General features: G+C 55.0%; 29 protein-coding genes and 1 pseudogene. 14 read left to right on the forward strand and 16 right to left on the reverse strand.

The genetic code is table 11. The annotated features are described in order from the left end of the window. Window positions 1-83 precede the first annotated feature (83 nt). Window positions 84-518 carry a DMT family transporter gene (locus ECL_RS10315; protein ID WP_013096712.1) on the forward strand — a complete coding sequence of 145 codons (435 nt, stop codon included), beginning with the start codon at window positions 84-86 and terminating at the stop codon, window positions 516-518. Window positions 519-522: 4 nt separating this feature from the next. Beyond that, complete coding sequence (locus ECL_RS10320; RefSeq protein ID WP_013096713.1) at window positions 523-981, forward strand: DMT family transporter; 459 nt, start codon at window positions 523-525, stop codon at window positions 979-981. Between the two features lie 2 nt (window positions 982-983). Here ECL_RS10320 and ECL_RS10325 read toward each other — a convergent pair whose 3' ends face one another. From ECL_RS10325 to ECL_RS10360, 8 genes are read right to left on the reverse strand one after another with little or no spacing between them, the layout of a single operon-like run. Then, window positions 984-1,511 (reverse strand): DUF3833 domain-containing protein, encoded by a 528-nt coding sequence (locus ECL_RS10325; RefSeq protein WP_013096714.1) that lies wholly within the window; start codon window positions 1,509-1,511, stop codon window positions 984-986. Continuing rightward, window positions 1,508-2,032, reverse strand: a complete 525-nt coding sequence (locus tag ECL_RS10330; protein WP_013096715.1) for a hypothetical protein — start codon at window positions 2,030-2,032, stop codon at window positions 1,508-1,510. The genes ECL_RS10325 and ECL_RS10330 overlap by 4 nt, the downstream gene beginning before the upstream one ends. Then, window positions 2,029-2,514, reverse strand: coding sequence for a DUF2878 domain-containing protein (locus tag ECL_RS10335; protein WP_013096716.1), 486 nt, complete (start codon window positions 2,512-2,514; stop codon window positions 2,029-2,031). The genes ECL_RS10330 and ECL_RS10335 overlap by 4 nt, the downstream gene beginning before the upstream one ends. Beyond that, a complete protein-coding gene (locus tag ECL_RS10340) occupies window positions 2,511-3,731 on the reverse strand; it encodes an SAM-dependent methyltransferase (protein WP_013096717.1) in 1,221 nt (406 codons plus the stop codon). Before ECL_RS10340 ends, ECL_RS10335 begins: the two co-directional genes overlap by 4 nt. Next, window positions 3,728-4,450 (reverse strand): DUF1365 domain-containing protein, encoded by a 723-nt coding sequence (locus tag ECL_RS10345; protein ID WP_013096718.1) that lies wholly within the window; start codon window positions 4,448-4,450, stop codon window positions 3,728-3,730. The genes ECL_RS10340 and ECL_RS10345 overlap by 4 nt, the downstream gene beginning before the upstream one ends. Next, window positions 4,447-5,709: an NAD(P)/FAD-dependent oxidoreductase gene (locus tag ECL_RS10350; RefSeq protein WP_013096719.1), complete on the reverse strand. Its 1,263-nt coding sequence runs from the start codon at window positions 5,707-5,709 to the stop codon at window positions 4,447-4,449. The genes ECL_RS10345 and ECL_RS10350 overlap by 4 nt, the downstream gene beginning before the upstream one ends. Next, window positions 5,706-6,425, reverse strand: a complete 720-nt coding sequence (locus tag ECL_RS10355; RefSeq protein WP_013096720.1) for an SDR family NAD(P)-dependent oxidoreductase — start codon at window positions 6,423-6,425, stop codon at window positions 5,706-5,708. Before ECL_RS10355 ends, ECL_RS10350 begins: the two co-directional genes overlap by 4 nt. Further along, a complete protein-coding gene (locus ECL_RS10360) occupies window positions 6,422-6,856 on the reverse strand; it encodes a nuclear transport factor 2 family protein (RefSeq protein ID WP_013096721.1) in 435 nt (144 codons plus the stop codon). Before ECL_RS10360 ends, ECL_RS10355 begins: the two co-directional genes overlap by 4 nt. A 257-nt stretch (window positions 6,857-7,113) precedes the next feature. On the opposite strand from ECL_RS10360, the gene ECL_RS10365 reads away from it, so the two are divergent. The 4 genes from ECL_RS10365 to ECL_RS10380 all read left to right on the forward strand — a co-directional run bounded on the left by ECL_RS10365 (window position 7,114) and on the right by ECL_RS10380 (window position 9,411). Next, complete coding sequence (locus ECL_RS10365) at window positions 7,114-7,311, forward strand: hypothetical protein (protein ID WP_013096722.1); 198 nt, start codon at window positions 7,114-7,116, stop codon at window positions 7,309-7,311. Between the two features lies 1 nt (window position 7,312). After that, window positions 7,313-8,083: a hypothetical protein gene (locus ECL_RS10370; protein ID WP_013096723.1), complete on the forward strand. Its 771-nt coding sequence runs from the start codon at window positions 7,313-7,315 to the stop codon at window positions 8,081-8,083. Window positions 8,084-8,146: 63 nt separating this feature from the next. Beyond that, window positions 8,147-8,740 (forward strand): TetR/AcrR family transcriptional regulator, encoded by a 594-nt coding sequence (locus ECL_RS10375; protein ID WP_013096724.1) that lies wholly within the window; start codon window positions 8,147-8,149, stop codon window positions 8,738-8,740. Between the two features lie 74 nt (window positions 8,741-8,814). After that, on the forward strand, window positions 8,815-9,411 hold the full coding sequence (locus ECL_RS10380) for an NAD(P)H-dependent oxidoreductase (protein WP_013096725.1): 597 nt from the start codon (window positions 8,815-8,817) through the stop codon (window positions 9,409-9,411). A 51-nt stretch (window positions 9,412-9,462) separates the two neighbouring features. Here the strand turns inward: ECL_RS10380 and ECL_RS10385 are convergent, their stop codons facing one another. Beyond that, window positions 9,463-10,041, reverse strand: coding sequence for a TetR/AcrR family transcriptional regulator (locus ECL_RS10385; RefSeq protein ID WP_013096726.1), 579 nt, complete (start codon window positions 10,039-10,041; stop codon window positions 9,463-9,465). A 103-nt stretch (window positions 10,042-10,144) separates the two neighbouring features. Between ECL_RS10385 and ECL_RS10390 the strand changes: the two genes are divergently transcribed. The 4 genes and pseudogenes from ECL_RS10390 (at window position 10,145) to ECL_RS10405 (ending at window position 13,156) form a co-directional block, all read left to right on the forward strand. Further along, window positions 10,145-10,612 carry a nuclear transport factor 2 family protein gene (locus ECL_RS10390; RefSeq protein ID WP_013096727.1) on the forward strand — a complete coding sequence of 156 codons (468 nt, stop codon included), beginning with the start codon at window positions 10,145-10,147 and terminating at the stop codon, window positions 10,610-10,612. Window positions 10,613-10,764: 152 nt separating this feature from the next. After that, window positions 10,765-10,914, forward strand: a pseudogene (locus tag ECL_RS10395) (TetR/AcrR family transcriptional regulator); the annotation flags it as partial. Window positions 10,915-11,161: 247 nt separating this feature from the next. Continuing rightward, complete coding sequence (locus ECL_RS10400) at window positions 11,162-12,100, forward strand: omptin family outer membrane protease (RefSeq protein ID WP_013096729.1); 939 nt, start codon at window positions 11,162-11,164, stop codon at window positions 12,098-12,100. Window positions 12,101-12,685: 585 nt separating this feature from the next. Beyond that, window positions 12,686-13,156, forward strand: a complete 471-nt coding sequence (locus ECL_RS10405; RefSeq protein ID WP_013096730.1) for a hypothetical protein — start codon at window positions 12,686-12,688, stop codon at window positions 13,154-13,156. 46 nt (window positions 13,157-13,202) lie between these two features. On the opposite strand, the gene ECL_RS10410 is transcribed toward ECL_RS10405, so the two are convergent. The 4 genes from ECL_RS10410 to ECL_RS10425 all read right to left on the reverse strand — a co-directional run bounded on the left by ECL_RS10410 (window position 13,203) and on the right by ECL_RS10425 (window position 16,508). Continuing rightward, window positions 13,203-14,126 (reverse strand): LysR substrate-binding domain-containing protein, encoded by a 924-nt coding sequence (locus ECL_RS10410; protein ID WP_013096731.1) that lies wholly within the window; start codon window positions 14,124-14,126, stop codon window positions 13,203-13,205. Between the two features lie 70 nt (window positions 14,127-14,196). Then, complete coding sequence (locus ECL_RS10415; RefSeq protein WP_013096732.1) at window positions 14,197-14,697, reverse strand: 2-thiouracil desulfurase family protein; 501 nt, start codon at window positions 14,695-14,697, stop codon at window positions 14,197-14,199. Between the two features lie 123 nt (window positions 14,698-14,820). Next, window positions 14,821-15,564, reverse strand: coding sequence for an SDR family oxidoreductase (locus ECL_RS10420; RefSeq protein WP_013096733.1), 744 nt, complete (start codon window positions 15,562-15,564; stop codon window positions 14,821-14,823). A 155-nt stretch (window positions 15,565-15,719) separates the two neighbouring features. Then, a complete protein-coding gene (locus ECL_RS10425) occupies window positions 15,720-16,508 on the reverse strand; it encodes a phosphotransferase (protein WP_040023218.1) in 789 nt (262 codons plus the stop codon). A 145-nt stretch (window positions 16,509-16,653) separates the two neighbouring features. Between ECL_RS10425 and ECL_RS10430 the strand changes: the two genes are divergently transcribed. Then, window positions 16,654-17,064 (forward strand): ASCH domain-containing protein, encoded by a 411-nt coding sequence (locus tag ECL_RS10430; RefSeq protein ID WP_013096735.1) that lies wholly within the window; start codon window positions 16,654-16,656, stop codon window positions 17,062-17,064. A gap of 122 nt (window positions 17,065-17,186) precedes the next feature. On the opposite strand, the gene ECL_RS10435 is transcribed toward ECL_RS10430, so the two are convergent. Continuing rightward, window positions 17,187-17,498 carry a YebG family protein gene (locus ECL_RS10435; RefSeq protein ID WP_013096736.1) on the reverse strand — a complete coding sequence of 104 codons (312 nt, stop codon included), beginning with the start codon at window positions 17,496-17,498 and terminating at the stop codon, window positions 17,187-17,189. 238 nt (window positions 17,499-17,736) lie between these two features. Here ECL_RS10435 and ECL_RS10440 point away from each other — a divergent pair, with 238 nt between their 5' ends. Beyond that, window positions 17,737-18,567: an alpha/beta fold hydrolase gene (locus tag ECL_RS10440; RefSeq protein ID WP_013096737.1), complete on the forward strand. Its 831-nt coding sequence runs from the start codon at window positions 17,737-17,739 to the stop codon at window positions 18,565-18,567. Between the two features lie 48 nt (window positions 18,568-18,615). Here the strand turns inward: ECL_RS10440 and ECL_RS10445 are convergent, their stop codons facing one another. After that, the gene (locus ECL_RS10445) at window positions 18,616-18,978 is read right to left on the reverse strand and encodes a helix-turn-helix domain-containing protein (protein ID WP_013096738.1); all 363 of its coding nucleotides are present in this window, start codon (window positions 18,976-18,978) and stop codon (window positions 18,616-18,618) included. Window positions 18,979-19,312: 334 nt separating this feature from the next. On the opposite strand from ECL_RS10445, the gene oqxA reads away from it, so the two are divergent. Together oqxA and oqxB are read left to right on the forward strand one after the other, a co-directional pair. After that, the gene (oqxA, locus tag ECL_RS10450; protein ID WP_013096739.1) at window positions 19,313-20,488 is read left to right on the forward strand and encodes a multidrug efflux RND transporter periplasmic adaptor subunit OqxA; all 1,176 of its coding nucleotides are present in this window, start codon (window positions 19,313-19,315) and stop codon (window positions 20,486-20,488) included. A 23-nt stretch (window positions 20,489-20,511) separates the two neighbouring features. After that, window positions 20,512-23,664 carry a multidrug efflux RND transporter permease subunit OqxB gene (oqxB, locus tag ECL_RS10455; protein WP_013096740.1) on the forward strand — a complete coding sequence of 1,051 codons (3,153 nt, stop codon included), beginning with the start codon at window positions 20,512-20,514 and terminating at the stop codon, window positions 23,662-23,664. Window positions 23,665-23,722: 58 nt separating this feature from the next. On the opposite strand, the gene oqxR is transcribed toward oqxB, so the two are convergent. Beyond that, a complete protein-coding gene (gene oqxR, locus ECL_RS10460) occupies window positions 23,723-24,202 on the reverse strand; it encodes an efflux pump transcriptional repressor OqxR (protein WP_013096741.1) in 480 nt (159 codons plus the stop codon). Window positions 24,203-24,311: the final 109 nt, after the last annotated feature.

Below are 24,311 nucleotides of genomic sequence, written 5' to 3' on the forward strand. Positions count from 1 at the left end.
TGCAAAGGTGTTTCCTGCATTATGGCATTTTTCTCATGACCAGACCGACGTAATCTTCTCCGTCTGCAAACGGAGGAATAACAATGCAGCTTGTTTTGATTTTACTGGTGATTGCCGGGGGGATGGGGCTTTCCGTAGAGGCTGGCCTGCTGGGGCCGCTGGGTGGAAAAGTCGGTGATTTATGGGCCACGTTCAGCATTTTTGGCGTCGGCGCCGCGCTGACGTTTCTGCTGATGCTGTTCTTCAGCCCGCGCAACAGCCCGTCGTTTTTTGCCCAGCCTGGCTGGCAGTTGCTCGGCGGGGTACTTGGCCCGGTTTACGTGGTGATCCTGACCCTCGCCACCCCGGCCATCGGCATCGCCCTGACGATGATTGGCATTCTGGCGGGGCAGGTTTTTAAAAGCCTGCTGATCGACCATTACGGTCTGCTGGGCACACCGCACAGGAAGATCAACGCGAAACGGATCGTCGCGCTGGGTTTTATTATTGCGGCACTGATTCTGGTCGCACAGGGGTAACACGATGACACTGATGATGATTATTCTGGCCGTGTGCGGCGGCGCGACGCTGAGCGTTCAGGCGGCGATCAACGGGCAACTCGGCAGCCGCGTGGGCGTATTCAAAAGCGCGTTCCTGACGTTCTCCGTTGGCGCGCTGGTCACCGCCTTGCTGATTTTTTTCTTTGAACCAAAACAGACAGTCACCCTGCTGGACGTGCCGAAATGGCAGCTTCTCGGGGCGATGTTTGGCGTGCCGTACATTGTAATCATGGTGTTGGCGGTGCAGCGCATCGGCACCGCCGTCGCCACGGTCGCGGTGATTTTTGGTCAGCTTACCATGAGTATGCTGATTGATAACTTTGGCTGGCTGGGCAATGCGGCCATTCCGTTTTCGATGAGCCGACTGGCCGCCGTCCTCTGCCTGGGTATTGCGCTGTTTTTCATTTACTCAGGCAGTAAAAACGCCCCTCCCCACGAGTAACGTTACACCTTGCGGGTAAAGAACAGCGTCACCGTGGCGACGGTGACGCCAAATTTCTTCATCTCGGTTTTATTAAACAGGTGTGTGCCATCCTGCAGGTACATCCAGTCGTCGAAGTGCAGCAGCCAGGTGCTGCCGTTGGCCTTCACGTTCATGCTGTACCGCCAGTTGAAGGCATTGCCCGCCGCCTGCCCCGTCGCCACGCCGTCAATATCGCCCGCCGTGCCCTCATAACGATCGGTCGCCACGCGGCGGATATGCCATACCCGCTGCTGTTTTTCACCATCGTCGTAGACAAAATGTTCATTCAGCGTCAGCGTGTCGCCAATCACGTCCCCGGCAATCTCCACGTGGAAGCGGCGGAGCTGCTTCCCGCTGCGATCCTGCACCATCCCCCACGCTTCCGTTTTGCCCTGGAAATAGTGGAATATATCAAGCCGCGGCTGCTGCTGGCGGTACTCCGTCACGTCCGTGCTGCAGCCTGCCAGCAACATCGTCACACCCAGCGCCATGATCAAAAAACGTTTCATTGTTGTCCTCCGATTAACTGCTGACGCAGCTCAGGGTATTGCGTGCGGGGATCAAGCCAGATCCCCAGAAAACGGGTGCTGAACGCTTGCGACTGAGGCGGCCCCAGGGGTCTGAAAGTGCCCGATGCGGCAGGCGCGCGGTACCAGAACTGTCCCTGCTTATCGTTAAGCACGAACGCCAGCTGCGCCCCCGGCCCGACATCCGGCCACAGCGAGGCAAGCATTCGCAGCCAGGCTTCGCTCTGCGGTTCCTGCTGCAAAACCCCCTGTGCTCGCCACTGGTCGCGGGTTGCCTCGACCAGGTCTTCACTGTCGATGTCACGCGCGTAGGTGATAATGAGCGCCTGATCCTGCATCTTGCCGGTGTAGCGCCCTTCAGGGGTGCGCAACTGGGAGGTATAAACGGTGAAAGGCCCCCAGGTCAGCGTGGCATCCCCCACCTTGCGCCAGCCAAGCCAGTCGGTTGCCTGGGCGAAAGGCGTCAGGGTGATGAGCCAGAGGAACAGGAGTGCGGCTCTCATTGTTGCCTCCCTGTCAGCAAGTGGTAAAACAGCATCAGCACCAGCCAGCCCGGCACCATCCAGCTGACGACGATAAAAGTCGGCTCCAGAAAGGCGATGGCACCGAGCCGCTCCCCGATAAGATACGCCACCGGACCGCCCACGGAAGCCAGCAGCATCAGCATCCAGCCGGGTAACGTTGTGGTGCGGGTGAGCTGCGTCCAGACGGTGGCAAACATCAGCCACAGCGCCACCATCCACACGGGCATCAGTGATTCACCGGTGAAGGCGATCAGCCCCGTCAGCGCCCAGAGTGCATCCAGCAGAGTGCCCGCGAGTGCCAGCAGAATGGCATAAACGCGGTGTGCAGGCGGCAACATCAGGCAGGCGAAGATCGCCAGCACGCACCAGATAATCAGGCCACGCTCGCGAAACAGCACCACCAGCGTCCAGTAGAGATCGAACGCGATAGCCAGGGCGAAAACCTGCACGTAACGTTTCATACGCGCTCGGCGGTCAGTTGCACCACGCTGATGGTGCGGGCGTTAAACCCGGCTTCGCAGTAGCCAAAGTAATAGAGCCACATCCGACGAAACCGCTCATCAAATCCCAGTTTTTCAATCTCCTGCCAGGCATGGAGAAAGCGCTGACGCCAGTGCGCCAGCGTGCGCGCGTAGTCCGGCCCCATATCAAACAGGTTGCGCACCACAAAATCGGTATGGCGCGTCATCAGCGCATTCATCGCCGTTATGCTCGGCAAAAAGCCGCCGGGGAAGATATACCGCTGAATAAAATCCACGCTTTTGCTGTAGTCGCGATACCGCTGATCCTGAATGGTGATGGCCTGAATCGCCATGCGCCCACCCGGACGCAGACGCGCCTGACAGGTGCGGAAAAACGTTGGCAGATAGCGTTGCCCGACGGCTTCAATCATCTCAATCGACACCAGCTTGTCGTACTCGCCGGTTAAATCGCGATAGTCGCAGAGCAACACCTCAACGCGGTCCTGCAGACCGGCCCGGGCAATCCGCTCTGTCGCCCAGCGATACTGCTCCTGCGACAGCGTGGTAGTGGTCACCCGGCAGCCGTAGTGACGGGCCGCGTATTCCGCCATCGCCCCCCAGCCGGTGCCAATCTCCAGCAGATGATCGCTTGGGTTCAGCGCCAGCTGTTCGCACAGACGCGCCATTTTCGCCCGCTGCGCGTCGCCAAGATCCTGCTCCTCCCCGCTAAACAGCGCGCTGGAATAGAGCAACTCCTTGTCCAGAAAATGGGCATAAAACGCGTTACCCAGATCGTAATGCGCCGCAATGTTTTCCCGCGCCTGCGCCCGGGAGTTGCGCCGCGACCAGTGGCGAAGCCGCTCCAGCGGTCTGCCAAGCAGGCGGAACCCGTTTTCGAGCCGCCCCAGTACCTGGCTGTTTAGCGCAAGCAGTTGCAGAAGCGGCGTGAGCTGCGTGGTTTCCCATTCGCCGTCCATCCAGGCTTCCGCCGCGGCCAGACTGCCCCCGGTCAGGACGCGCCAGTAGACGCCCGGGCTGAGGATCTCAACGTCGGCATGCAGCGCGGCAGACAGCTCACCGAAATGAAAGGTCTGCGCCCCTTCACGCAGCGTGAGCGAGCCGCCACGAAGGCCGCTCAGCACGCGAAAGAGCAGCCAGCGCGCGACGCGAACGTTGCGCGGGATATCGGGTTCAAGCGCAAAGACAGGATCGGTCATGAGCGTTCACTCCTGCTGACAGGATGGTTATACAGAGGCATGCGCTTAAGCCACAGCCGCAGCGCCTGCCAGTAAATCGCGAAAACGGTTTTGAGCGTCATCAGCGGAATACGCAGCAGCAGCCCACGCAGTGCCGGACGGGTCAGCGGCGCGCGGCGAAGCGCCAGCGTGGCATCAAATACCTTTGACGCCTGATGATTTTCAATGTGCATATGCAGCGTGTTATCCGGGTTGTTGAAGCGCCAGTGGTAAATCATGTCCATGGGATTAAACGGAGAAACGTGAAAGGCTTTCTCCGTGGGCTGGGCGTGCTGACCATTGACGGCGTAATAATGTCGTTCGTTCCAGGGCGTATTGCGCACTTCGGCCAGCACCCAGCGCAGCGTCTCTGCCGGGTCATAGCAGTAGTAAAAATTGACGGGATTAAAATGAAAGCCGAAGTAGCGCAGCTGCGTCAGGAGCATCACCCGCCCCTCAGGACGTTCGCCGGTCAGGCTTTCCAGCCGATTCAGCACGTTCTCTTTAAGCGGCGAACCCAGCGGATAATCCGCATCATGGAACGATGCGGCGGCAAACCGGTTGCGCCGCACGCCAACGGTGGGCAACTTATCCAGCTCGTCGAGATCGAGCCAGGCCATGAAGACGCCATAGCTGAACTCATGCGTTTTCGGCTGGAGACGGCGGTGGCGTAATACGCCGTGATAGAGGCAACTGTTCATCGGTTTCCCTCCCCGGCTGTTATCGCATTGACGACGTCCAGCGCGCTGCGCACGCCATCTTCATGAAAGCCGTTGTACCAGTACGCGCCGCAGAACCAGCTCCGCTGGTGACCGTTGATTTCGCTGCGGCGCGCCTGTGCCCGCCAGCTTTGCGGGTTAAACAGTGGATGTTCATACACAAAGCGCCGCAGCACGAAGCGTTCGTCCACTGGCGTTTCCGGGTTTAAGGTGACGCAGAACAGCGGGCTACCGGCGGGCAGCCCCTGCAAGATATTCATGTTGTACGTTACGCAGGCGCTGGCCTGATCCTGTTCGCTCAGGCGGTAGTTCCAGCTGGCCCAGGCGCGCTGACGCACCGGCAGCCAGCGCGGATCGCTGTGCAGCACCACCTCGTTACGCTGCCAGCCAATATCGCCCAGCACCTCCTGCTCAGCGGCGGAAGGTGCGTCGAGGATGGCCAGCGCCTGGGCTGAGTGACAGGCAAAAATCACCTGATCAAAACGGTGGCTCGATTCTTCAAGATGGAGGGTGACACCCTGTGCATCACGGCTTACCCGCTGCACCGGCGCGTTGAGGTGCAGCGTGAGCCGGTCACCCAGCTGTGCCAGAATAGCGCGGATATACTCCCGCGAGCCGCCGGGCACCACGTACCACTGCGGGCGCTGAGTGATATCCAGCAGACCATGATTCTCAAAGAAGCGTAAAAAGAGCGGCAGCGGAAAACGTTTCATCTCCTGTAGCGACGACGACCAGATGGCCGCCCCCATCGGGAGAATATAATGACGCGCAAAGAACGGCGTTAAGCGATGCTGTTCCAGGAACGTTTGCAGCGTCGCGCCGGGGTCCACGACCTCTTTCAGCGCCTGCTTCGCCAGGCGATTAAAACGGACAATCTCCCCAAGCAGACGCCAGAACGCCGGGTTCACCAGGTTACGACGCTGTGCAAAGAGCGTCGTCATGGTGTGGCCGTTGTACTCCAGCCCACTCTGCGGATTGTGTACCGAGAAGCTCATCTGCGTTTTTTGCCCGCTGATGCCCAGCTCGCTAAGCAGCCCCATAAAGCGCGGATAGGTACGGTCGTTGTAGACGATAAAACCGGTGTCGATGGCGTAGGTACCCTGTGGCGTCGGCACGTCAACCGTGGCGGTATGGCCGCCGGGGGTGGCACCGGCTTCAAACAGGGTGACCTCATGATGCCCGGCAAGGCGCCAGGCGCAGGTCAGCCCGGCGATGCCGCTGCCGATTATGGCGATCTTCATGAGCGCACCATCCTGCGCAGCAGTGCACGCTGTAAGAACGCTGGCAGCCCGGAAAGCAGCCGCAGCGTCAGACCAAATCCCGCTGGAAACGCGATGTGGTTTTTCCCTTTTTCCAGGCCACGGCGAATGGCTTTTACCGCCTCTTCAACGCTCACCCTGCCCGGCATGGCGAAATCATTTTTGCGGGTCAACGGGGTGTCGACAAAACCGGGCGATACCACGGTGACCGCAATCCCTTTTGGCTCCCAGTCGAGACGCAGGCTCTGCGCAAACCAGGTGAGCGCGGCTTTGGATGCGCCGTACGCTTCAGCGCGTGGAAACGTCAGCCAGTGAGCCATAGAGCTCACCAGCACCACGCGGTTACCGGCCACAAGCTGTGGCTGCAGCGCGGCAAGGCAATTGACAGGCCCCTGAAAGTTAGTGGTCATCACCCGCTCTACCAGCGCGGCGTCCACCACGCCATGTTCCAGATATTCGCAGGTTCCAGCACAGAGGATCGTCAGGTCGGCCTCGCAGCCCGTCAGCGCCTGGCGACAGGCGTCCCTGTCTGTCATATCGAACAGGCGTACCGTAATGTTTGAACTATGCTGATGCAGGGCTTCCAGACGCGCCGGATCCCGCCCGCAGGCGATGACATGGTGACCGTCACGGGCAAAAGATTGCGCCAGCCCCGCCCCAATGCCTGAACTGGCGCCGGTGATCAGGACCGTCATCATGATTTCACCCTCCGCTTCACGCCGCGAACCGCCCAGCCAAGCAAAGGCAGATGTTCGTAGATCATCTCTCCGGCATCGTAGTAGTCCCGCTGGCGAATAATCCGATCCTTTTCCACGTCCACCACGGAGCAGCCAGGCAGTTCCAGAGGCTCGCCACCGGCAATGCGCGGGTGCGACCAGTGCATGACCCAGGTGACAACAAAGCGATGCTCGCCGATCAAAGGGGAATCAAGCGTGAAACGACAGTGTTCGACATTCGCCAGCAGATGGGTGAAATAGCGTTGCAGGGCGAACAGGCCGTTATGTTCACCAAACGGATCGATAAGCGTGGCATCGGGATGGTAAAGCCCCGCCAGCGCCGAGGGCGGCTGGGAATCCAGCGCGGTGTAGTAATCAACAAACCGACTGATGACGTCAGGCAAAAGGTTCATGGGTCACATCCTGGCGGTAAACAACGTAGCGTAAGCGCATAATTAAACTTACACAATTCGAGTTATTTGTCCAAGTTTGTGCAGAAATATATTTTTATTATTTTAATTATCAGTTGGTTGGGTAAGTTACTTTCGTACCAGAAGTTGAGGCGCAATAAGGGCTGACCGCCATCGGGCTACTTTTTCAGGTTAACCCTAAGGTAAATTCCCCCGTTCTCTTCCAGGCTTATTCTTTTTATTCATAAGGATGACATGCCATGAGACGTTTCTTTCTCTCCCTTTTCTCCAGCCCGGAATCGTTACTTCAGGTGATGAGTCAGCAGGAAATCATTGAAGCCGTTGAGGATGGCGACCGGATTATCATCGACCAGGATGGTAATGCCTCGGTGAACTACAAAAGCAACGAGGTACGCCAGGATTTTCTGCGCCACGTCAATGCGTTAAAGAGGGCGTAATATGGGAACGGCGATATTTATGGTGCTGATGGTCTGCGGGTACTGGTACACCAGCCGCGACCTCTCTACCCGCTTCAAAATCAAGCGATCCTTCGGCTGGGATGTCTATTTTCTGGTTGCCCTTTACGGCTCGATCTTCGTTCTGCAAGGCGTGATCGCCACCGGGCTGCTCTGGCTGCTGCTGCTCGCCCTCTCCGCGGCTGACAACACCTTCCACTTTACGTCAGAGCGTTATGCCGACTGGCAGATGGACTTTATGAACTGGAGTTTCCTGGGCATCCAGGCACCCGTAGTGGTGATGCTGGCCTTCGCCATCCTGTTTTGTCTTTATCGCTCAAACTGGGCGGGCAGCGCCGGACTGGACGGTGAAGGCAGGAAAAAGCTCTATAAGCGCCTGGCGCAGGCGAGCGGGATTGAACAACTGCTTTATCAGTGCATGGAGCAAGGCGAGCTGGCGCAGGTGACGCTACGGTCGGGGCGTATCTATGTCGGCATGATCCATACGGCGACGCTGGAATATGAGAAAACGGCCAATATCGTGCTTATTCCCATGCTGAGTGGCTATCGCGATCGCCAGACGATGAATTTTCGCATCGAAAATAACTACAGCAAATGGTATGACGGGCATGACATCACCCTCGACTCTGAGCCCAGAAGTGCGATGGATTTCAGAAAGGTGATTATGCTCAACCAGATTGAGAGCCTTGCGCTGTTCGACCCGGCAAGCGCCAGCGTGCTCGACATGGCTCAGCAGGAAAAAGCCGCGCAATGAGCTTCTCATCCGTTCAGTAAGGCGTGTAAACTACCTTTAGTAGTTAACTGATTTGAGGAAAAGATGGTTGTTAAGCGCTTAAGAAAAGAAGAACGCCGCGCACAGCTGCTGGAAGTCGCGCGCGGAATTGTGCGCCAGCAAGGCACTGAGGCCCTTACGCTGGGTTTCCTGGCCGAGCGCGCCAACGTCACCAAACCCATTCCTTACGATCATTTTGGCGATCGTGAAGGGCTGCTGATGGCGCTCTATCAGGACTTCAGCGACAGGCAGCTCAAGAAATTTCGCGAGACGTTGAACAGAGACAATAAAACGCTGGCACAGACGATCCGTTTTTTCAGCGCCGCGTATATCGACTGCGCGATCTCTGCGGGCCCCGAAACGGGCCCCATAGCGGCGGCTCTGTCCGGCTCGCGGGCGCTGCAGATTTTCCGCGAGGCCTGCGTGGCCGACTGCGCAGACTGCCTGCAGATGGCGCTTGCCCCTTTTATTGTGCTGCAAGGGGTAACAGGTGAAGCGGCCCTGACGGCCATTATTGGGGCCGCGGATGCGCTCAGTACGGCTGCCGGAAATGGGATCCTCGCGCGTAACGTTGCCGAAGAGATGCTCAGCGGCGCGATGACCGGCGTCCTCAATACCTATCTGGACAGCACAAAATGAGTGCCCTGCCAGATTGACAGTTAAGTTACCAATAGTAACATAGGGGCATCTTCACTCACCCTGTTGAGGTCTCTATGTCTGCATCAAACGTCATCAATACTGCCCTGATCGTGACGGCTCACCCGGTCGAAAATTCGTTATCCCAATCCCTCGCGCAGCGAATTGCCGGGAAGTTACAGGAACAGGGTACGCAGGTTGAAATAGCCGATCTGCATGCCGAAGGTTTTTCCCCGACCATGATTCGTCCCGACCTTGACCTCTACCACGGCGATGCCCGCGCGCTGCCGGACGAGGTGCTGCGCGAGCAGCAGCGTGTCGAGCGCGCGGATATGCTGGTATTTGTCTTCCCGATTTACTGGTGGTCCGTTCCCGCCCTTCTGAAAGGCTGGTTTGATCGGGTGCTGACCGTGAACTGGGCCTATAAAGTGGCTGAAGATGGTCGCATCGTGGGTAATTTACGTGATGTGCCCGTGCGCCTGGTCGCAACGGCGGGCAGCGATCTGGCCGGGTTCGATAAGCACGGTTATTCCGGAGCTATTCAGACCCAGATTGTTGAAGGGGTGTTTGGCTTCTGTGGCCTTAAAAACGTGACGCTCGATATCCTCTATCAGGCCGATTCAGCCACTCCTCAGCAGGTGGACGAATTCCTGCAAAGCCTCACTAAGATCTGAATCGTACGGCGCAGCCATTCCCGAGGTTTGGCTGCGCACGCAAAGCCGTAATTAGCGCGGTATCAGCGCTTCAAGTCCCCTTCGCAACTGACTGACCACCTCTTTGGTATCCATGCCCATTTGCGCATGTATGATGGCACCGTCTATCAGCATTAAAATCTGCGTGTTAATAGCCTCATCGGCAATACCGCTGAGGGAGGCAATTTTTTCCCGGGTTTCAGATTTATGGTTGCGGCAAATGGCTTTTATTTCACTTTCATTGTCTTCTGATTTTGCTTCTGCGCTGGCATTAATAAACGCACAGCCATGAAACAACGGGGAAATAAACCACCCGTTAAGCGTTGCTGCTAATGCGTCCGATGCAGCCCGCCCCTCTTCGAGATATTGTCGAAGCGTGGTTTCAAACCAGGTAATCCACAGCTCGTGCCGATATTGCAGATAGGCAAGAATAAGCAAACTCTTACTCGGGAAATGGCGATAAAACGTTACTTTAGTCACTTTTGCCTGTTTGATAAGCGTATCAACGCCCGTTGCTCTGAACCCGGTGGAATAAAAGAGTTCGTGCGCGGTGAGCAATATTTTATCCCTGACGCTGACTTTTTGATCGTTATTCGTAGTGAGAGTATTCACGCTTATCTGGCCTCAAACAGTGTGTTGACAGACGGTAATTACAGGCATAGATTAACGCAAGTAGACAGACCTGTCTACATACTATCAACCCGAGGTAGCCGAGATGAACACACGCCCCCCTTTACCGCCGTTTACCCGTGAAAGCGCCATTGAAAAAGTCAGGCTGGCAGAAGATGGCTGGAATAGCCGCGACCCGGCAAAAATCGCACTGGCCTATTCGCTGGACACGCAGTGGCGTAACCGTGCGGAGTTCGCCACGAACCGCGCGGAGGCGCAGGCGTTCCTTGAGCGGAAATGGAAGAAAGAGCTGGATTATCGCCTGATAAAAGAGCTTTGGGCATTTACCGACAACCGCATCGCCGTACGCTATGCCTATGAATGGCATGATGATTCAGGGAACTGGTTCCGCTCTTACGGCAATGAAAACTGGGAGTTCGAGCCGGACGGCCTCATGAAGCGGCGTTTTGCCTGCATCAACGATATGCCCATCAAGGAATCTGAACGGCTCTTTCACTGGCCGCTGGGCAGACGCCCGGACGATCACCCGTCCCTGAGCGATCTGGGGTTATAGGATTTTTCATCTCTCCGGGCTTGTGCAATAACTCCGGGCAAAGAGTGATACACTCTGGCTCACAGCACTGAAAAATACATGATTAAAAGAGTGACCAAATCATACGATGGTCACTCATTGTCAACTGATGCCCGTCGCGCTAAGCTGAAACAATGACGAAAAATATGAACACCCCATCCACGCGTGGTCCCCTTGACCACTCTGTCCGCGAGCAAATCGTCGAAGCGGCTTTTGAGCACTTCGGCCATTACGGCTATGAAAAAACCACCGTGGCAGAACTGGCTAAATCCATCGGTTTTTCAATAACGGGGAGAATGCGTTAAGTTTATTACATCCGGGAGTGCATTTTTAATTACCGACAGCTATTTTGCACCGACTCAATGTTTATTCACCCCACCTTTCGCCGCCTCACTGAGGCGGCCCAAAGTTAAATATCGTTCCCTAGGTCAAATAATAAAAAAATACCAAAACTGGCAGTTGATTCTTATTTGTATGACTTTTAAGATTTGTCTGCAAGGCATTGATTAAATTTGATTTAGGGAAATTAAAATGACAAAAAATATTGTTGCCGGAATGATGATGGCCGCGTTTTCAGGGGCAGTATATGCAGGATCCGCACAAGCCATACCGGATTTTTCACCAGAAAGTTTATCGGTTTCAGCCTCTGCCGGGATGCTGAGCGGAAAATCCCATGAAATGGTTTACGACGAAGTCACAGGAAGAAAAATCAGCCAGCTCGACTGGAAAATCAAAAATGTCGCCATTCTGAAAGGCGATATTTCCTGGGATGCTTATTCATTTTTGACACTGAACGCCCGCGGCTGGACGTCTCTGGCATCAGGCTCGGGTCATATGGATGACTACGACTGGATGAATGCAAAACAATCCTCCTGGACAGACCATTCATCCCATCCTGCGACCAACGTCAATTACGCCAATGAATACGATCTCAACGTTAAAGGCTGGATCTTCCAGGGCGATAACTATAAAGCTGGCGTAACCGCAGGTTATCAGGAAACGCGCTTCAGCTGGACGGCGACCGGTGGCTCTTATAATTATGATAACGGCACCAATACGGGCAACTTCCCGGCAGGTGAACGCGGTATTGGCTATAGCCAGCGCTTCTCCATGCCGTACATTGGCCTGGCGGGTCAGTACCGTTTCAATGATTTTGAATTCAATGCCCTGTTTAAATTCAGTGACTGGGTACGCGCGCACGACAACGACGAGCACTATATGCGCGATCTGACCTTCCGTGAGAAGACCTCTGATTCTCGCTATTACGGTGCGTCGGTTGACGCAGGTTATTACGTCACGCCGAACGCCAAAGTGTTCGCAGAATTTACCTATAGCAGTTACGAAGAAGGTAAAGGCGGTACGCAGATTATTGATACCAATACTGGCGAATCGGGCTCTATTGGCGGAGATGCTGCCGGTATTTCAAACCGCAACTATACCATTACTGCGGGTCTGCAATACCGCTTCTGATCCCGTTGTGGTTAATCAAGATCGGGTCCCTTACGGGCTGAGGGATCCCCATAAAATAATGCCTGCACGGAGGACCCCCTCTCCCTTGAGGGAGAGGGTTGGGGTGAGGGGGAACATATGGCTGTAGCGGTAATTCCGTTCACTTTATGTTCCTTGCTACTCTGTAACGGCATGACGTGTGAACGTGCCAGGGCGGCTCAATCGCCGCCGCCCTTCCGACCCGGGCTCCCGGCGGTAAATCGCCGCTTCGCGGTGCCTTCGGCTTATTCCTTCCGGCTTATCGGGGACGGGCGGATGTAACGTCCCTGTAAAGCCGCCCTCTCGGCGCATCCATGCGCCTCGCCCCGGCCTGCAGGAAACGCCTCAGCGATTTACAGCCGGACCAGGGCGTCGCTGTAAGTCATTCATTTTGCTGAAGCAAAATTCGTCGCTTCCGGTAAAAAATGACTGGGAATTCCTCAGCCTGACGGGCCCTTTTTGTGATGTTGAGTTAAACTCACATTGATTCTGACTATTTGTCGTTTTTCAAACGCGACGTCCCTGAAATATCATCCTTCAAAATTGATAAATGTTCAGGGAGCAAAAATGACGCTTGACGTTATATTTCATTTAATGAAGCTGGTCTCACTAGATGAATATTCATCCGGCGCCAATTTATCGGCACTGCTGGAATCGCTGTCAGCAGAAAAAGAGAACGATGTCACCCTTGCGGCCTTTGTGCATCGCCTTCACATTCTGTGTGCCGCTCACAACGACCCCATGCAAGCTGAAGCGTTGCTCGCCGCTAATCTGCCAAAAGAAGGTGAGCCCCTTCCCGTACTGGATTTTTCAGGATGGCCGCTGGTGCGTTACGCCCTTTCAGGTGAATTACAAACGCCCGAGTCCGAGGCATACTTTCAGAACGTCACGTCGGCTGCCACTATATTGCGTGCAGCGATAGTAGATTCAGAGCGCGCAAACAATACGCCTGCGATCGCTATTCTCGATAAACTTCTCAACCTGAACGGTGCATTGCCGGAAAGGTATAAAAAAATGGCAAATATTCCTTACGCCTGAAGTTTATAGAGCAGGATACGCCCGCGGCATATCCTGCTTTTGATAACTACAGCCGATGCTCGTCGTATTCCAGACAGATGATATCAAGAGAAGGAATGACCGGGGCATGCAGGTTAAGCCAGTCCAGCAGACATTCAATACTCTTTTTCCTGAGTGAATTTTTCGGCCAGACAATGTAATAACCGTCTCCGGTGGCGATGGCTTCTTTGAAAGGCAGCGCAAGCAGGCCGCTATTCAGCGCGTCAAGCGAAAGCAGCAGGTCGGCAATCGCGACGCCATGGCCGTTCATGGCGGCACTACTCCCCTGTTCAAGGGTGTCGAAAACCGCTCCGCGACTCATATCAAGCCCGGGGAATAACCCCGTCCTTCTCAGCCACCGCCGCCAGTCGCGTCTGTCCGGGGAAGGATGGATCAGATCGCACTGCGAAAGTTGCTCTCGGGCAGATTCCAGTAAAGCGGGGGTACAGACCGGAATAAGCCATTCACTGAAAAGCAATCGGCTCTCCGTTGACTCGCCAAAATGGCCGTTGCCCAGCAGGATCGCGCAATCATAGGGCTCTCGCGTGAAATCAACGGTATCGATGTCCATCCAGACGCTGGCTATTTCAACGTTGGGTTTTTCATGATGTTCACGAAACGATCGCAGGACGTTAAGCAACCATCTCATGGTGAGCGTACTGGGTGCCTTCAGCCGCAACAGGTGGTTTTCACTTCTGAAAGCCCGACAGGCCCACTCGATACTCCTGAACCCTTCGTGAAGCTGCCCGGCCAGAACACGCCCCGCCTCACTGATCTCCACTCTCGGCCCCTGCCGTTTGAACAGCTCACAGTCGAACCACATTTCAAGGGTGCGGACATGTCTGCTGACCGCGCCCGGCGTAATATTGAGCACTTCAGCGGCTTTACTGAAGGAGTTTACTCGCGCAGCGACTTCAAAGGCGCGCAGGGCATAGAGTGGTGGTAAGGACATCGTTTCCCTTAACAAGGCGGCGGTTAAACCCGTAATATACCGGGCTTACGTTAAATGACGATCGGGTCGGTTAATTCACCCTTTCACTTTCTTCTATCCAGCGCATCAATTCCGGAAGCTGCGTTTCTGAGAATACCGCGATCCCATGTTCAGCGAGTAATGCTGCCGCGACACCCATCCCCGTGTTGCGCACGCCGCTAAAAGAACCTTCATAGATATGCTGGCTCCCGCAGGTTGGGCTGCCATCCGTGAGCAGCGCCGCGCGACAGCCATGCTCCTGTGCGGTACGTAGCGCCAGCCAGGCGGCAAGCTGATAGTGCTCGGTGACATCCTGGCCCGTATTCTCAATGATTCTGGCCTGCCCGCGCATGACATCCCGACCGTCGGCCGACAAAATCTCTGCTGGTGGTCGGGGCACCGGCAACCCGGCAGCCAGTTCAGGACAGTGGATCACTAACCGCTGCTCCGCTTGCCAGCGGGAGAGTTGCGCCATCGCCTTCGCTTTTTCGCTGCCGTTATAACGCACCCTGAACCCCATCAGGCACGCACTGACCAGAATTTTATTTATCATCGCTTCCCTGTCGTGTAGATGATGAAAGTGAGGAAGTGTAACACGCTGCGGGTACTGGCGTGGATGGTGAGGGTTGGCTGTGTGCGCGACGTGCACGTACTTATCACATCAACGTCAATCAATTCAGCCCCTGCTAACCAGATCTTCGCGCGTTGGGCCTTGAAAATAGATGTGGCTGATATGGCAACTGCGAGGTTGCATCAGTACAAAACGAATGGTTTCCCAGACCGAGCGCCCGTTCAGCAGACCGTCCCCCATTCTGGATTGATCATCAAAAGCTGGCTCTAATCCGGTATTTTCGAAATCGGGTGGATACAGACCAGTAACACGTATGTTTTCTTCAGACATTTGCCGCGACAGTTTCGTTATAAACCCGCTCAGCCCATGTTTACTGGCGAAAAAAGCGGGATGCGCAATTGAATCGGTGAAATTCGGGATCCCACAGGTAGAGATAATCGAGATGATATCAGCGCTGGCTGAACGTCTTAATCCGGGCAGTAATGCCTGAGTCAAGAGAATCGAACCAGTCAGACCTGAACTGATGGTATTGATAATTTCTGTGTCTGGCTGATCGTCAAACCTTCCTGACAACCACTGAGCAGCATTGAGGATTAAAATGTCTACAGGCTTGTCTGACGTTAACAGCTGTGAAGAAAACTGAGAAATGGAATCAGGTTGGGTTAAATCACAGAGATACCCTTTTGCCATGCCGCCTTCAGCAGTGATGATGCTGCAGGTGTTTTGAATATCATCAGCGCGCCGCGCGCAAAAATCCACCTCGACGCCTTCTCGTGCCAACCACACGCACAACGCCTGTCCAAATCCCCCGCCGCCGCCAGTAATGACGGCTCTTTTACCTCTCAGCATCTTCATGTCTCCGTTTGTAGTGATTATGTGTTGGTGGAGATATAGCATGGGGAGGCGGAGCGACATCTTTCCGTTAGTGCCATTTACATGTAAGAAAGACAGGCAACATCGAATATTGTCTACTCAATATGTCGATGAAGCCTGAAGATGATCATTCATAGCATCGTGATGACATCATCTAACCAGCCAGGAAGATGTTCCCTGTACCAGTCGAGATATAAAGGAAAGTCTGCGTTTTGCCGCTCATTAAGTAGCACAATGACTTCGGTGACAATCCATGCTTTGGCAATGGCAATTTCTCTCGCTAACGCATTACGGTCATGATGGAAAGAGAACTGGCAATAGCGTTCAGCAATATCAGTAAACATTAGCTTCGAACCCATCCCTTTTATCAGAGGGGCAAGATCGATCGCAGGACTCCCTTTTCCAAATCGTTCCCAGTCGAAAAGAACTAAATCACCGTTTTCTCTTCTTCCCCAATTGCCAGCATTGCTATCGCCAGAGATCAGGCTTGGGTAAGCGAACAAAACATCACTACATTCCTGAAATAGCCGAAATTGCTGCGTACTTTTATCTGGTAACGCTAAAAGCATGAGGGACTTTTCGAGCGCCAGTTCTGACCACGAGTGGCTGTGGTAAATCCATTCAGAATTTGCGGGGAAACCATGCAAGCGTGCCAGCATAGCGATGGCGTCGTCACCAGCGACATCGTTCTGTTCAACTTTTTCAGGAATATATTCCAGTATTAACTTGCGTAAAGGGGCATCAGCGGAAAAGAGCATTGGGGTAACAATGCCAGCCTGATTAAGCTCCGTTGCAGCGTACTGATAAAAGCTGTACTCCACCTCTCCGACAGGACATTTTTCAATCACTTTATGCCCGCAGTCACTTACACTCAGCATCACTTTCGCGGTGCCCATTTTGGATAAATCCGTAGCAGACATGCACTGTCTCTTATGAATGAGTTGGGACGGTGGCGCTGAGAATCCGCCTGAAGCAAGACGCTAACGTTGTATGCTCAGCAAAACTAGACATTTTTATTATATCGTAATCATTATTCATCAGACCTGCATATAAAAAGGGCTTGTCATGTTTGCGGTTGAGAAATTAAAAGTGAAGTACCCAGGCGCCGGTGCCTGGCAAATGGGCGACAGCCCGGAACTGGCCAGCGAGCTTGCAGACCTGATTAAAAAAGGGATCAAAACCGCTTCCTGCGGATCTTTTGCCTCTTATCAGCAGGAGGAGTCTGCCCCGCGGATCGGGAGCTATAACATTATTCTTGATGGCCAGAATGTTCCGGTCTGTGTAACCCGGCTGGTTTCAATGCGACTGGTGCGTTTTTGTGATGTGACCGAGGCGTTTGCCCGTAAAGAAGGTGAAGGCGATTTAAGCCTTGAATACTGGCAGAAAGAGCATCAGCGATTTTTCACCCGAGAAGGTCATTTTTCTGAAGATATGGAGTTGATCGCAGAAGAATTTGAAGTGGTTGAGGTGCTGTGAAAGGAGAGAAAATTAATCGCCCGGGCCAGGACGTAGCAGTGAAGGTGTGAAAGGCGCCACCGGCGCCCTGGTGTAAGACGTATTCCAGTATCTCGACTGTTTTTCCACCGTTAATGTCCCTGTCAGGCAGCTTTCACGGCTCGGATTTTTTTACTGCCAGCCTCATCAGAGGCTGTTTTATCGGTTACAGCGTTGAGATCGGGCAGTTTACTGGTACGCAGAATATGCTGCACGGCCTCTTTCTGCTCGGCGAGATACAACCCCAGATCTTCAGCCTGCGTTTCGTCCATCTGCAGTCCGCTTTGTAGCAGCCAGTCGGTGAACGCGTCTGCCATGTCGAGCAGTTTGTCGTGCGCGTCAGCCTCTTTCTTACTGGCAAATGTCATTTTCTCTTCACCTTTTCTTACAACAACATATTTTGTTTCAACCGCCATGATGCGCCCCTTTCACTGTGTTTATATACAGTATAACCCTTCACGGTGTAGGTTGCAGCTAAAATTTATTTTCTGCACGTCCCCCTTACCGCTGCCCCATTCTGCCCGCCTGTGGGTGAGCCTTAACCCAGACGGCCAGCCTATGAACTACACTTCTTAATTCGCGGCGGAGTCGGGCCGTATACCGCATTTCATTTCTGCCTTTCATGCAATCTGTCTATCTGAGTGGAGAATAATCATGGGTTATGTAACAACTCGCGATGGCGTCAATATCTACTACAAGGACTGGGGTCCAAAAGACGGGAAAGTGATCTTTTTCCATCACGGCTGGCCGCTAAGCAGTGATGACTGGGACGCCCAGATGCTGTTCTTCGTCAATAAAGGATTCCGCGTTGTGGCCCATGACCGTCGCGGTCATGGTCGTTCAGATCAGGTGTGGGACGGCCATGATATGGCTCACTATGCTGACGATGTGGCCGCCGTTGTAGAACGTCTTGGCGTACAGGGTGCGATGCATGTCGGGCATTCAACCGGCGGTGGTGAGGTGGTGCGTTATATCGCCCGGCACGGTGAAGACAAAGTTTCCAAAGCCGTATTGATCAGTGCTGTACCGCCCCTGATGGTGAAGACGGAGAGTAATCCTCAGGGTACGCCAAAGTCAGTGTTTGATGATTTTCAGGCCCAGCTGGCGGCGAATCGTCCTCAGTTTTATTATGACGTGCCCGCGGGACCGTTCTATGGATTTAATCGCCCGGGGGCGAAGCCTTCCGAAGCGGTCATCTATAACTGGTACCGTCAGGGGATGATGGGAAGCGCCAAGGCGCATTACGATGGGATTGTGGCCTTCTCGCAGACTGACTTCACGGAAGACCTCAAAGGGATATCCATCCCTGTTCTGGTCATCCACGGGGATGACGATCAGGTGGTGCCGTATGCAGATTCCGGCGCGATGTCAGTCAAGCTGGTCCAAAACGGAACCCTGCATACCTATAAAGGCGCGCCTCATGGTATCCCAACGACACATGCCGATCAGGTCAATGCCGATCTTCTCGCCTTTATAAACAGTTAACCCCGCACATTACCCCCTCAGGCGGGAGCAAAACGGTTCCCGCCCAGGCTAGGGGGATGTCTGGCATAAATGCCGCGTTTTCGGGCTGACAATGCTGCGACGCCATGCCCCCGGTGCCTGACCATACTGACGCTTAAAGCTGCGGTTGAAAGACTGCTGGGAGTCAAAGCCCAACGCAATCGCCACGTTCAGGATCGGCTCATCGCTATGGGTTAACCGCTCCATCGATTTTTGAAGTTTCTGCGCACGGATATACTCGGCAATAGGATAACCCGTGTGTTCTTTGAAGATCCGCTGAAGATGCCATTTTGAATAGCCTGCACGCTTTGATACGGTCTCAATGTCCAGACGACTATCCAGGTTGTTGTCGATCCAGTCGAGCAGATCGTGAATAAATGCGCCAGTGTCCATCTTCTCCCCCACACGCCACGTAGTAAAAAGCACCTTTGTTTGTTGCATTTAAAGATGGCCCGTTTTGATGTTAAATGCAAGTTTTATTGTTGCATTTAAATCCCTGCCGGAAACGCGCCTTTTTCCCCGGCCTCAAATAGCACATAAAGTGCAACAATTATTCTTGCACTAAATTTAGCGCCTACCTACAATCGCCGCGATAGTGTATTCACAATTGTTACAGTTTTGTGGCGATGAACGACACAAATGGCCTTAAGCCAGCCCGGACAAAGGAAGTGGCGCGGCGTCCCCCGTTGCGTCTTGCCCGGCGGCTACAACTACCGGAATAAAAATAATGAGCCTGCAAAAAACCTGGGGTAATTTTCATCTGAACGCGTTGGGCGCGGTGTTACTCTCCGCCCTGCTCGTCGGGTGTGACGAGGGTGTCGCGCAAAATGCCGCGCCACAAGCGCCCACCGTCAGCGCCGCTGACGTGGTCGTCAAATCCATTAGCCAGTGGGATAGCTTTAATGGCCGGATCGAAGCGGTGGAAAGCGTACAGCTCCGCCCCCGCGTCTCCGGCTACATTGATAAAGTGAATTACACCGACGGTCAGGAGGTCAAAAAAGGCCAGGTATTGTTCACGATCGATGACAGAACCTATCGCGCCACGCTGGAACAGGCGCAGGCAGCGCTGGCAAGAGCCAAAACGCAGGCCAGTCTGGCGCAAAGCGAGGCAAACCGTACCGATAAACTGGTCAATACCCATCTGGTATCCCGTGAAGAGTGGGAGCAGCGCCGCGCTGCTGCCGTCCAGGCCCAGGCCGACATTCGCGCCGCACAGGCGGCGGTGGATGCCGCGCAGCTGAACCTGGATTTCACTAAAGTGACCGCCCCTATCGACGGGCGCGCCAGCCGCGCGTTGATCACCAGCGGGAACCTCGTTACCGCCGGTGACAGCGCCAGCGTGCTCACCACGCTGGTCTCGCAGAAGACGGTTTACGTCTACTTTGACGTGGATGAGTCAACCTACCTTCACTATCAAAAACTCGCCCTCAGCGGGCAAGGTGCCGCCAGCACTCACCAGGCGCTACCGGTTGAGATTGGGCTGGTGGGCGAGGACGGCTATCCCCATCAGGGCAAAGTCGATTTTCTTGATAATCAGTTAACACCCAGTACCGGCACCATCCGCATGCGCGCGCTGCTGGATAACACTCAGCGTCAGTTCACGCCGGGACTGTTTGCCCGCGTCCGCCTGCCGGGCAGCGCGGAGTTCCAGGCCACGCTAATTGACGACAAGGCAGTACTGACCGATCAGGATCGTAAGTATGTCTATGTCGTTGATAAAGAGAGTAAAGCGCAGCGTCGTGATATTACGCCAGGGCGTCTGGCCGATGGTTTACGTATCGTCCAGCAGGGGTTGAAGCCTGGCGATAAAGTCATCGTCGACGGTTTACAAAAAGTGTTTATGCCGGGCATGCCGGTAAACGCGAAAACCGTTGCCATGACCACCCGCGCCGCCCTTAACTGATCCCTTATCTGAGAATCCGACCCATGGACTTTTCCCGCTTTTTTATCGACAGGCCGATCTTCGCCGCGGTGCTGTCGATACTGATTTTTATCACAGGCTTAATCGCCATCCCGCTGTTGCCGGTGAGCGAATACCCTGACGTTGTGCCGCCAAGCGTGCAGGTGCGCGCGGAGTATCCCGGCGCCAACCCGAAGGTGATTGCAGAGACCGTGGCGACGCCGCTGGAAGAAGCGATCAACGGCGTTGAAAACATGATGTACATGAAGTCTGTCGCCGGCAGCGACGGCGTACTGGTGACCACCGTCACGTTCCGCCCAGGAACCGACCCGGATCAGGCCCAGGTTCAGGTACAAAACCGCGTGTCACAGGCCGAAGCGCGCCTGCCGGAAGACGTTCGCCGTCTGGGTATCACCACCCAGAAGCAGTCGCCGACACTGACGCTGGTGGTGCATCTGTTTTCGCCCGGCGGTAAGTACGATTCACTCTATATGCGTAACTACGCAACGCTGAAAGTGAAGGATGAACTGGCGCGTCTGCCCGGCGTCGGCCAAATCCAGATTTTTGGCTCGGGCGAATACGCGATGCGCGTCTGGCTGGATCCGAATAAGGTGGCAGCGCGAGGCCTGACCGCCTCGGACGTGGTAACGGCAATGCAGGAGCAAAACGTGCAGGTGTCCGCCGGACAGCTGGGCGCCGAGCCGCTGCCGAAAGAGAGCGATTTCCTGATCTCCATTAACGCGCAGGGTCGTCTGCATACTGAAGAAGAGTTTGGCAATATTATCCTGAAAACCGCGCAGGACGGCTCGCTGGTGCGACTGCGCGATGTGGCGCGCATTGAAATGGGCTCCGGCAGCTATGCGCTGCGCTCCCAGCTCAACAATAAAGACGCGGTCGGGATTGGTATCTTCCAGTCGCCGGGAGCGAACGCCATCGATCTGTCTAACGCGGTGCGCGCTAAAATGGCAGAACTGTCTACCCGTTTCCCGGAAGACATGAAATGGGCGGCACCGTACGATCCGACGGTATTCGTGCGTGACTCCATTCGCGCGGTCGTGCAGACGCTGCTGGAAGCGGTGGTGCTGGTTGTAATGGTGGTCATTCTGTTCCTGCAAACCTGGCGTGCGTCAATCATTCCGCTGATCGCTGTGCCGGTCTCGGTGGTGGGCACGTTCAGCGTTCTTTATCTGCTGGGCTTTTCGCTTAACACCCTGAGTTTGTTCGGGCTGGTGCTGGCGATCGGTATCGTCGTGGACGATGCCATTGTGGTGGTGGAAAACGTCGAGCGAAACATCGAAGAGGGGCTGGCTCCGCTGGCGGCAGCGCATCAGGCGATGCGTGAAGTCTCCGGGCCCATTATCGCGATTGCGCTGGTGCTGTGCGCGGTGTTCGTGCCGATGGCGTTTCTTTCGGGGGTTACGGGTCAGTTCTACAAGCAGTTTGCGGTGACGATTGCGATATCAACGGTGATCTCCGCCATTAACTCGCTGACGCTTTCGCCTGCGCTGGCCGCCCTGCTCCTGAAGCCGCACGGCGCGCCGAAGGACCTCCCTACCCGGCTTATCGATCGCCTGTTCGGCTGGATTTTCCGTCCGTTCAACCGCTTCTTCCACCGTAGCTCGAACGGTTATCAGGGGCTGGTGGGCAAAACGCTCGGACGACGCGGTGCGGTGTTTGTGGTCTATGTGCTGCTGCTCTGTGCCGCAGGCGTGATGTTTAAAGCCGTACCCGGCGGGTTTATTCCCACTCAGGATAAGCTGTACCTGATTGGCGGCGTGAAAATGCCGGAAGGCTCATCGCTGGCACGTACCGATGCGGTGATCCGCAAAATGAGCGAAATCGGTATGAACACCGAGGGCGTGGATTATGCGGTCGCCTTCCCGGGGCTGAATGCGCTGCAGTTCACCAATACGCCGAATACCGGGACGGTCTTCTTTGGCCTGAAACCGTTTGACCAGCGTAAACACACGGCGGCGGAAATTAACGCCGAGATCAATGCCAAAATCGCGCAAATCCAGCAGGGCTTTGGCTTCTCCATTCTGCCGCCGCCTATTCTGGGGCTGGGTCAGGGGTCGGGTTACTCGCTGTACATCCAGGATCGGGCCGGTCTGGGATACGGTGCGTTGCAAAATGCGGTGAACACCATGTCGGGCGCAATTATGCAGACGCCGGGAATGCACTTCCCTATCTCCACCTACCAGGCGAACGTTCCGCAGCTGGATGTGCAGGTCGACAGGGATAAGGCCAAAGCCCAGGGCGTGTCGCTGACCGATCTGTTCGGGACGCTGCAAACCTATCTGGGATCGTCTTATGTGAATGACTTTAACCAGTTCGGGCGCACCTGGCGCGTGATGGCGCAGGCCGACGGGCCGTATCGCGACAGCGTGGAAGATATTGCGAATCTGCGCACCCGTAATAACCAGGGTGAGATGGTGCCGATTGGCAGTATGGTCAATATCAGTACCACTTACGGGCCCGATCCGGTGATTCGCTACAACGGCTATCCGGCGGCGGACCTGATTGGCGATGCCGACCCGCGCGTCCTCTCCTCTACCCAGGCAATGACCCAACTGGAGGGGATGTCTAAGCAGATTCTGCCGAACGGGATGAATATCGAGTGGACGGATCTGAGCTTCCAGCAGGCCACTCAGGGGAACACGGCGTTAATCGTCTTCCCGGTCGCGGTTCTGCTGGCGTTCCTGGTCCTGGCGGCACTGTACGAAAGCTGGACGCTGCCGCTGGCGGTGATCCTTATCGTGCCGATGACGATGCTCTCTGCCCTGTTTGGCGTCTGGCTGACCGGCGGTGATAACAACGTGTTCGTGCAGGTGGGGCTGGTAGTATTGATGGGGCTGGCGTGTAAAAACGCGATTCTTATCGTGGAGTTCGCCCGCGAGCTGGAAATCCAGGGCAAAGGTATAATGGAAGCGGCGCTCGAAGCGTGCCGCCTGCGTTTACGCCCGATTGTGATGACCTCCATCGCCTTTATCGCCGGGACCATCCCGCTCATCCTCGGCCACGGTGCGGGTGCAGAAGTGCGCGGCGTCACCGGGATCACGGTATTCTCCGGTATGCTGGGCGTAACGCTGTTTGGCCTGTTCCTGACGCCGGTGTTTTACGTGACGCTGCGTAAATTTGTCACACGCGGCAAAGTGGAAAGAGAGGTCTTGCCCGCGTAATACGCTGCAGATAACAAAAAACCGCCTTCACAATGAAGGCGGTTTTTTTATGCAGCCATTAATGCGCTTTCTTGTACTGGGCAATCAGTTCGGGCACCGGATCGCACCCGCTGGTATCCGCTTTCTTGAGCTCTTCCAGCGCGCTTGCCACGGTATGACCGGCTAAGACCGCGAGGGATGCCTGCTCGGCCTCTTCAGCGATGGATTTAAAGTACCAGCACGTATTCGCGCTCACCACGCAGCGCGCCGGTACGTCGGGGCGCGACGCCCACAGCTTTTTATCTTCTATGACAGAAAGGTAGATATCACGCAGGGTGATCTGTTCCGGCGGGCGGCCAAGATGAATTGAGCCGTTGCGACCAAGCGTTGAGACGATAATACCGTCACGCGTGAGGGGAACCATCAGTTTGCGGATGAAGCTCGGATTCGCTTCCAGGCCGTAGGCCAGAATCGCACTCGTCGAACGTTCACCCAATTGCTCCGCCATCGCTACGCTGAGAACCATCTGCAAAGCTGTCGGGAAGCGGTAATCTAACATTTACGTATCCTGGGTTGCGGTGAATCTTATTCTTTTTGGCACCGCAGAGGTGAATAATCAATAAGCAACAATATAACAAATACCGTAATTATTTTGAAGCTATCTACTT

Origin of the sequence: Enterobacter cloacae subsp. cloacae ATCC 13047 (assembly GCF_000025565.1) — a bacterium.
GTDB classification, from domain to species: Bacteria; Pseudomonadota; Gammaproteobacteria; order Enterobacterales; family Enterobacteriaceae; genus Enterobacter; species Enterobacter cloacae.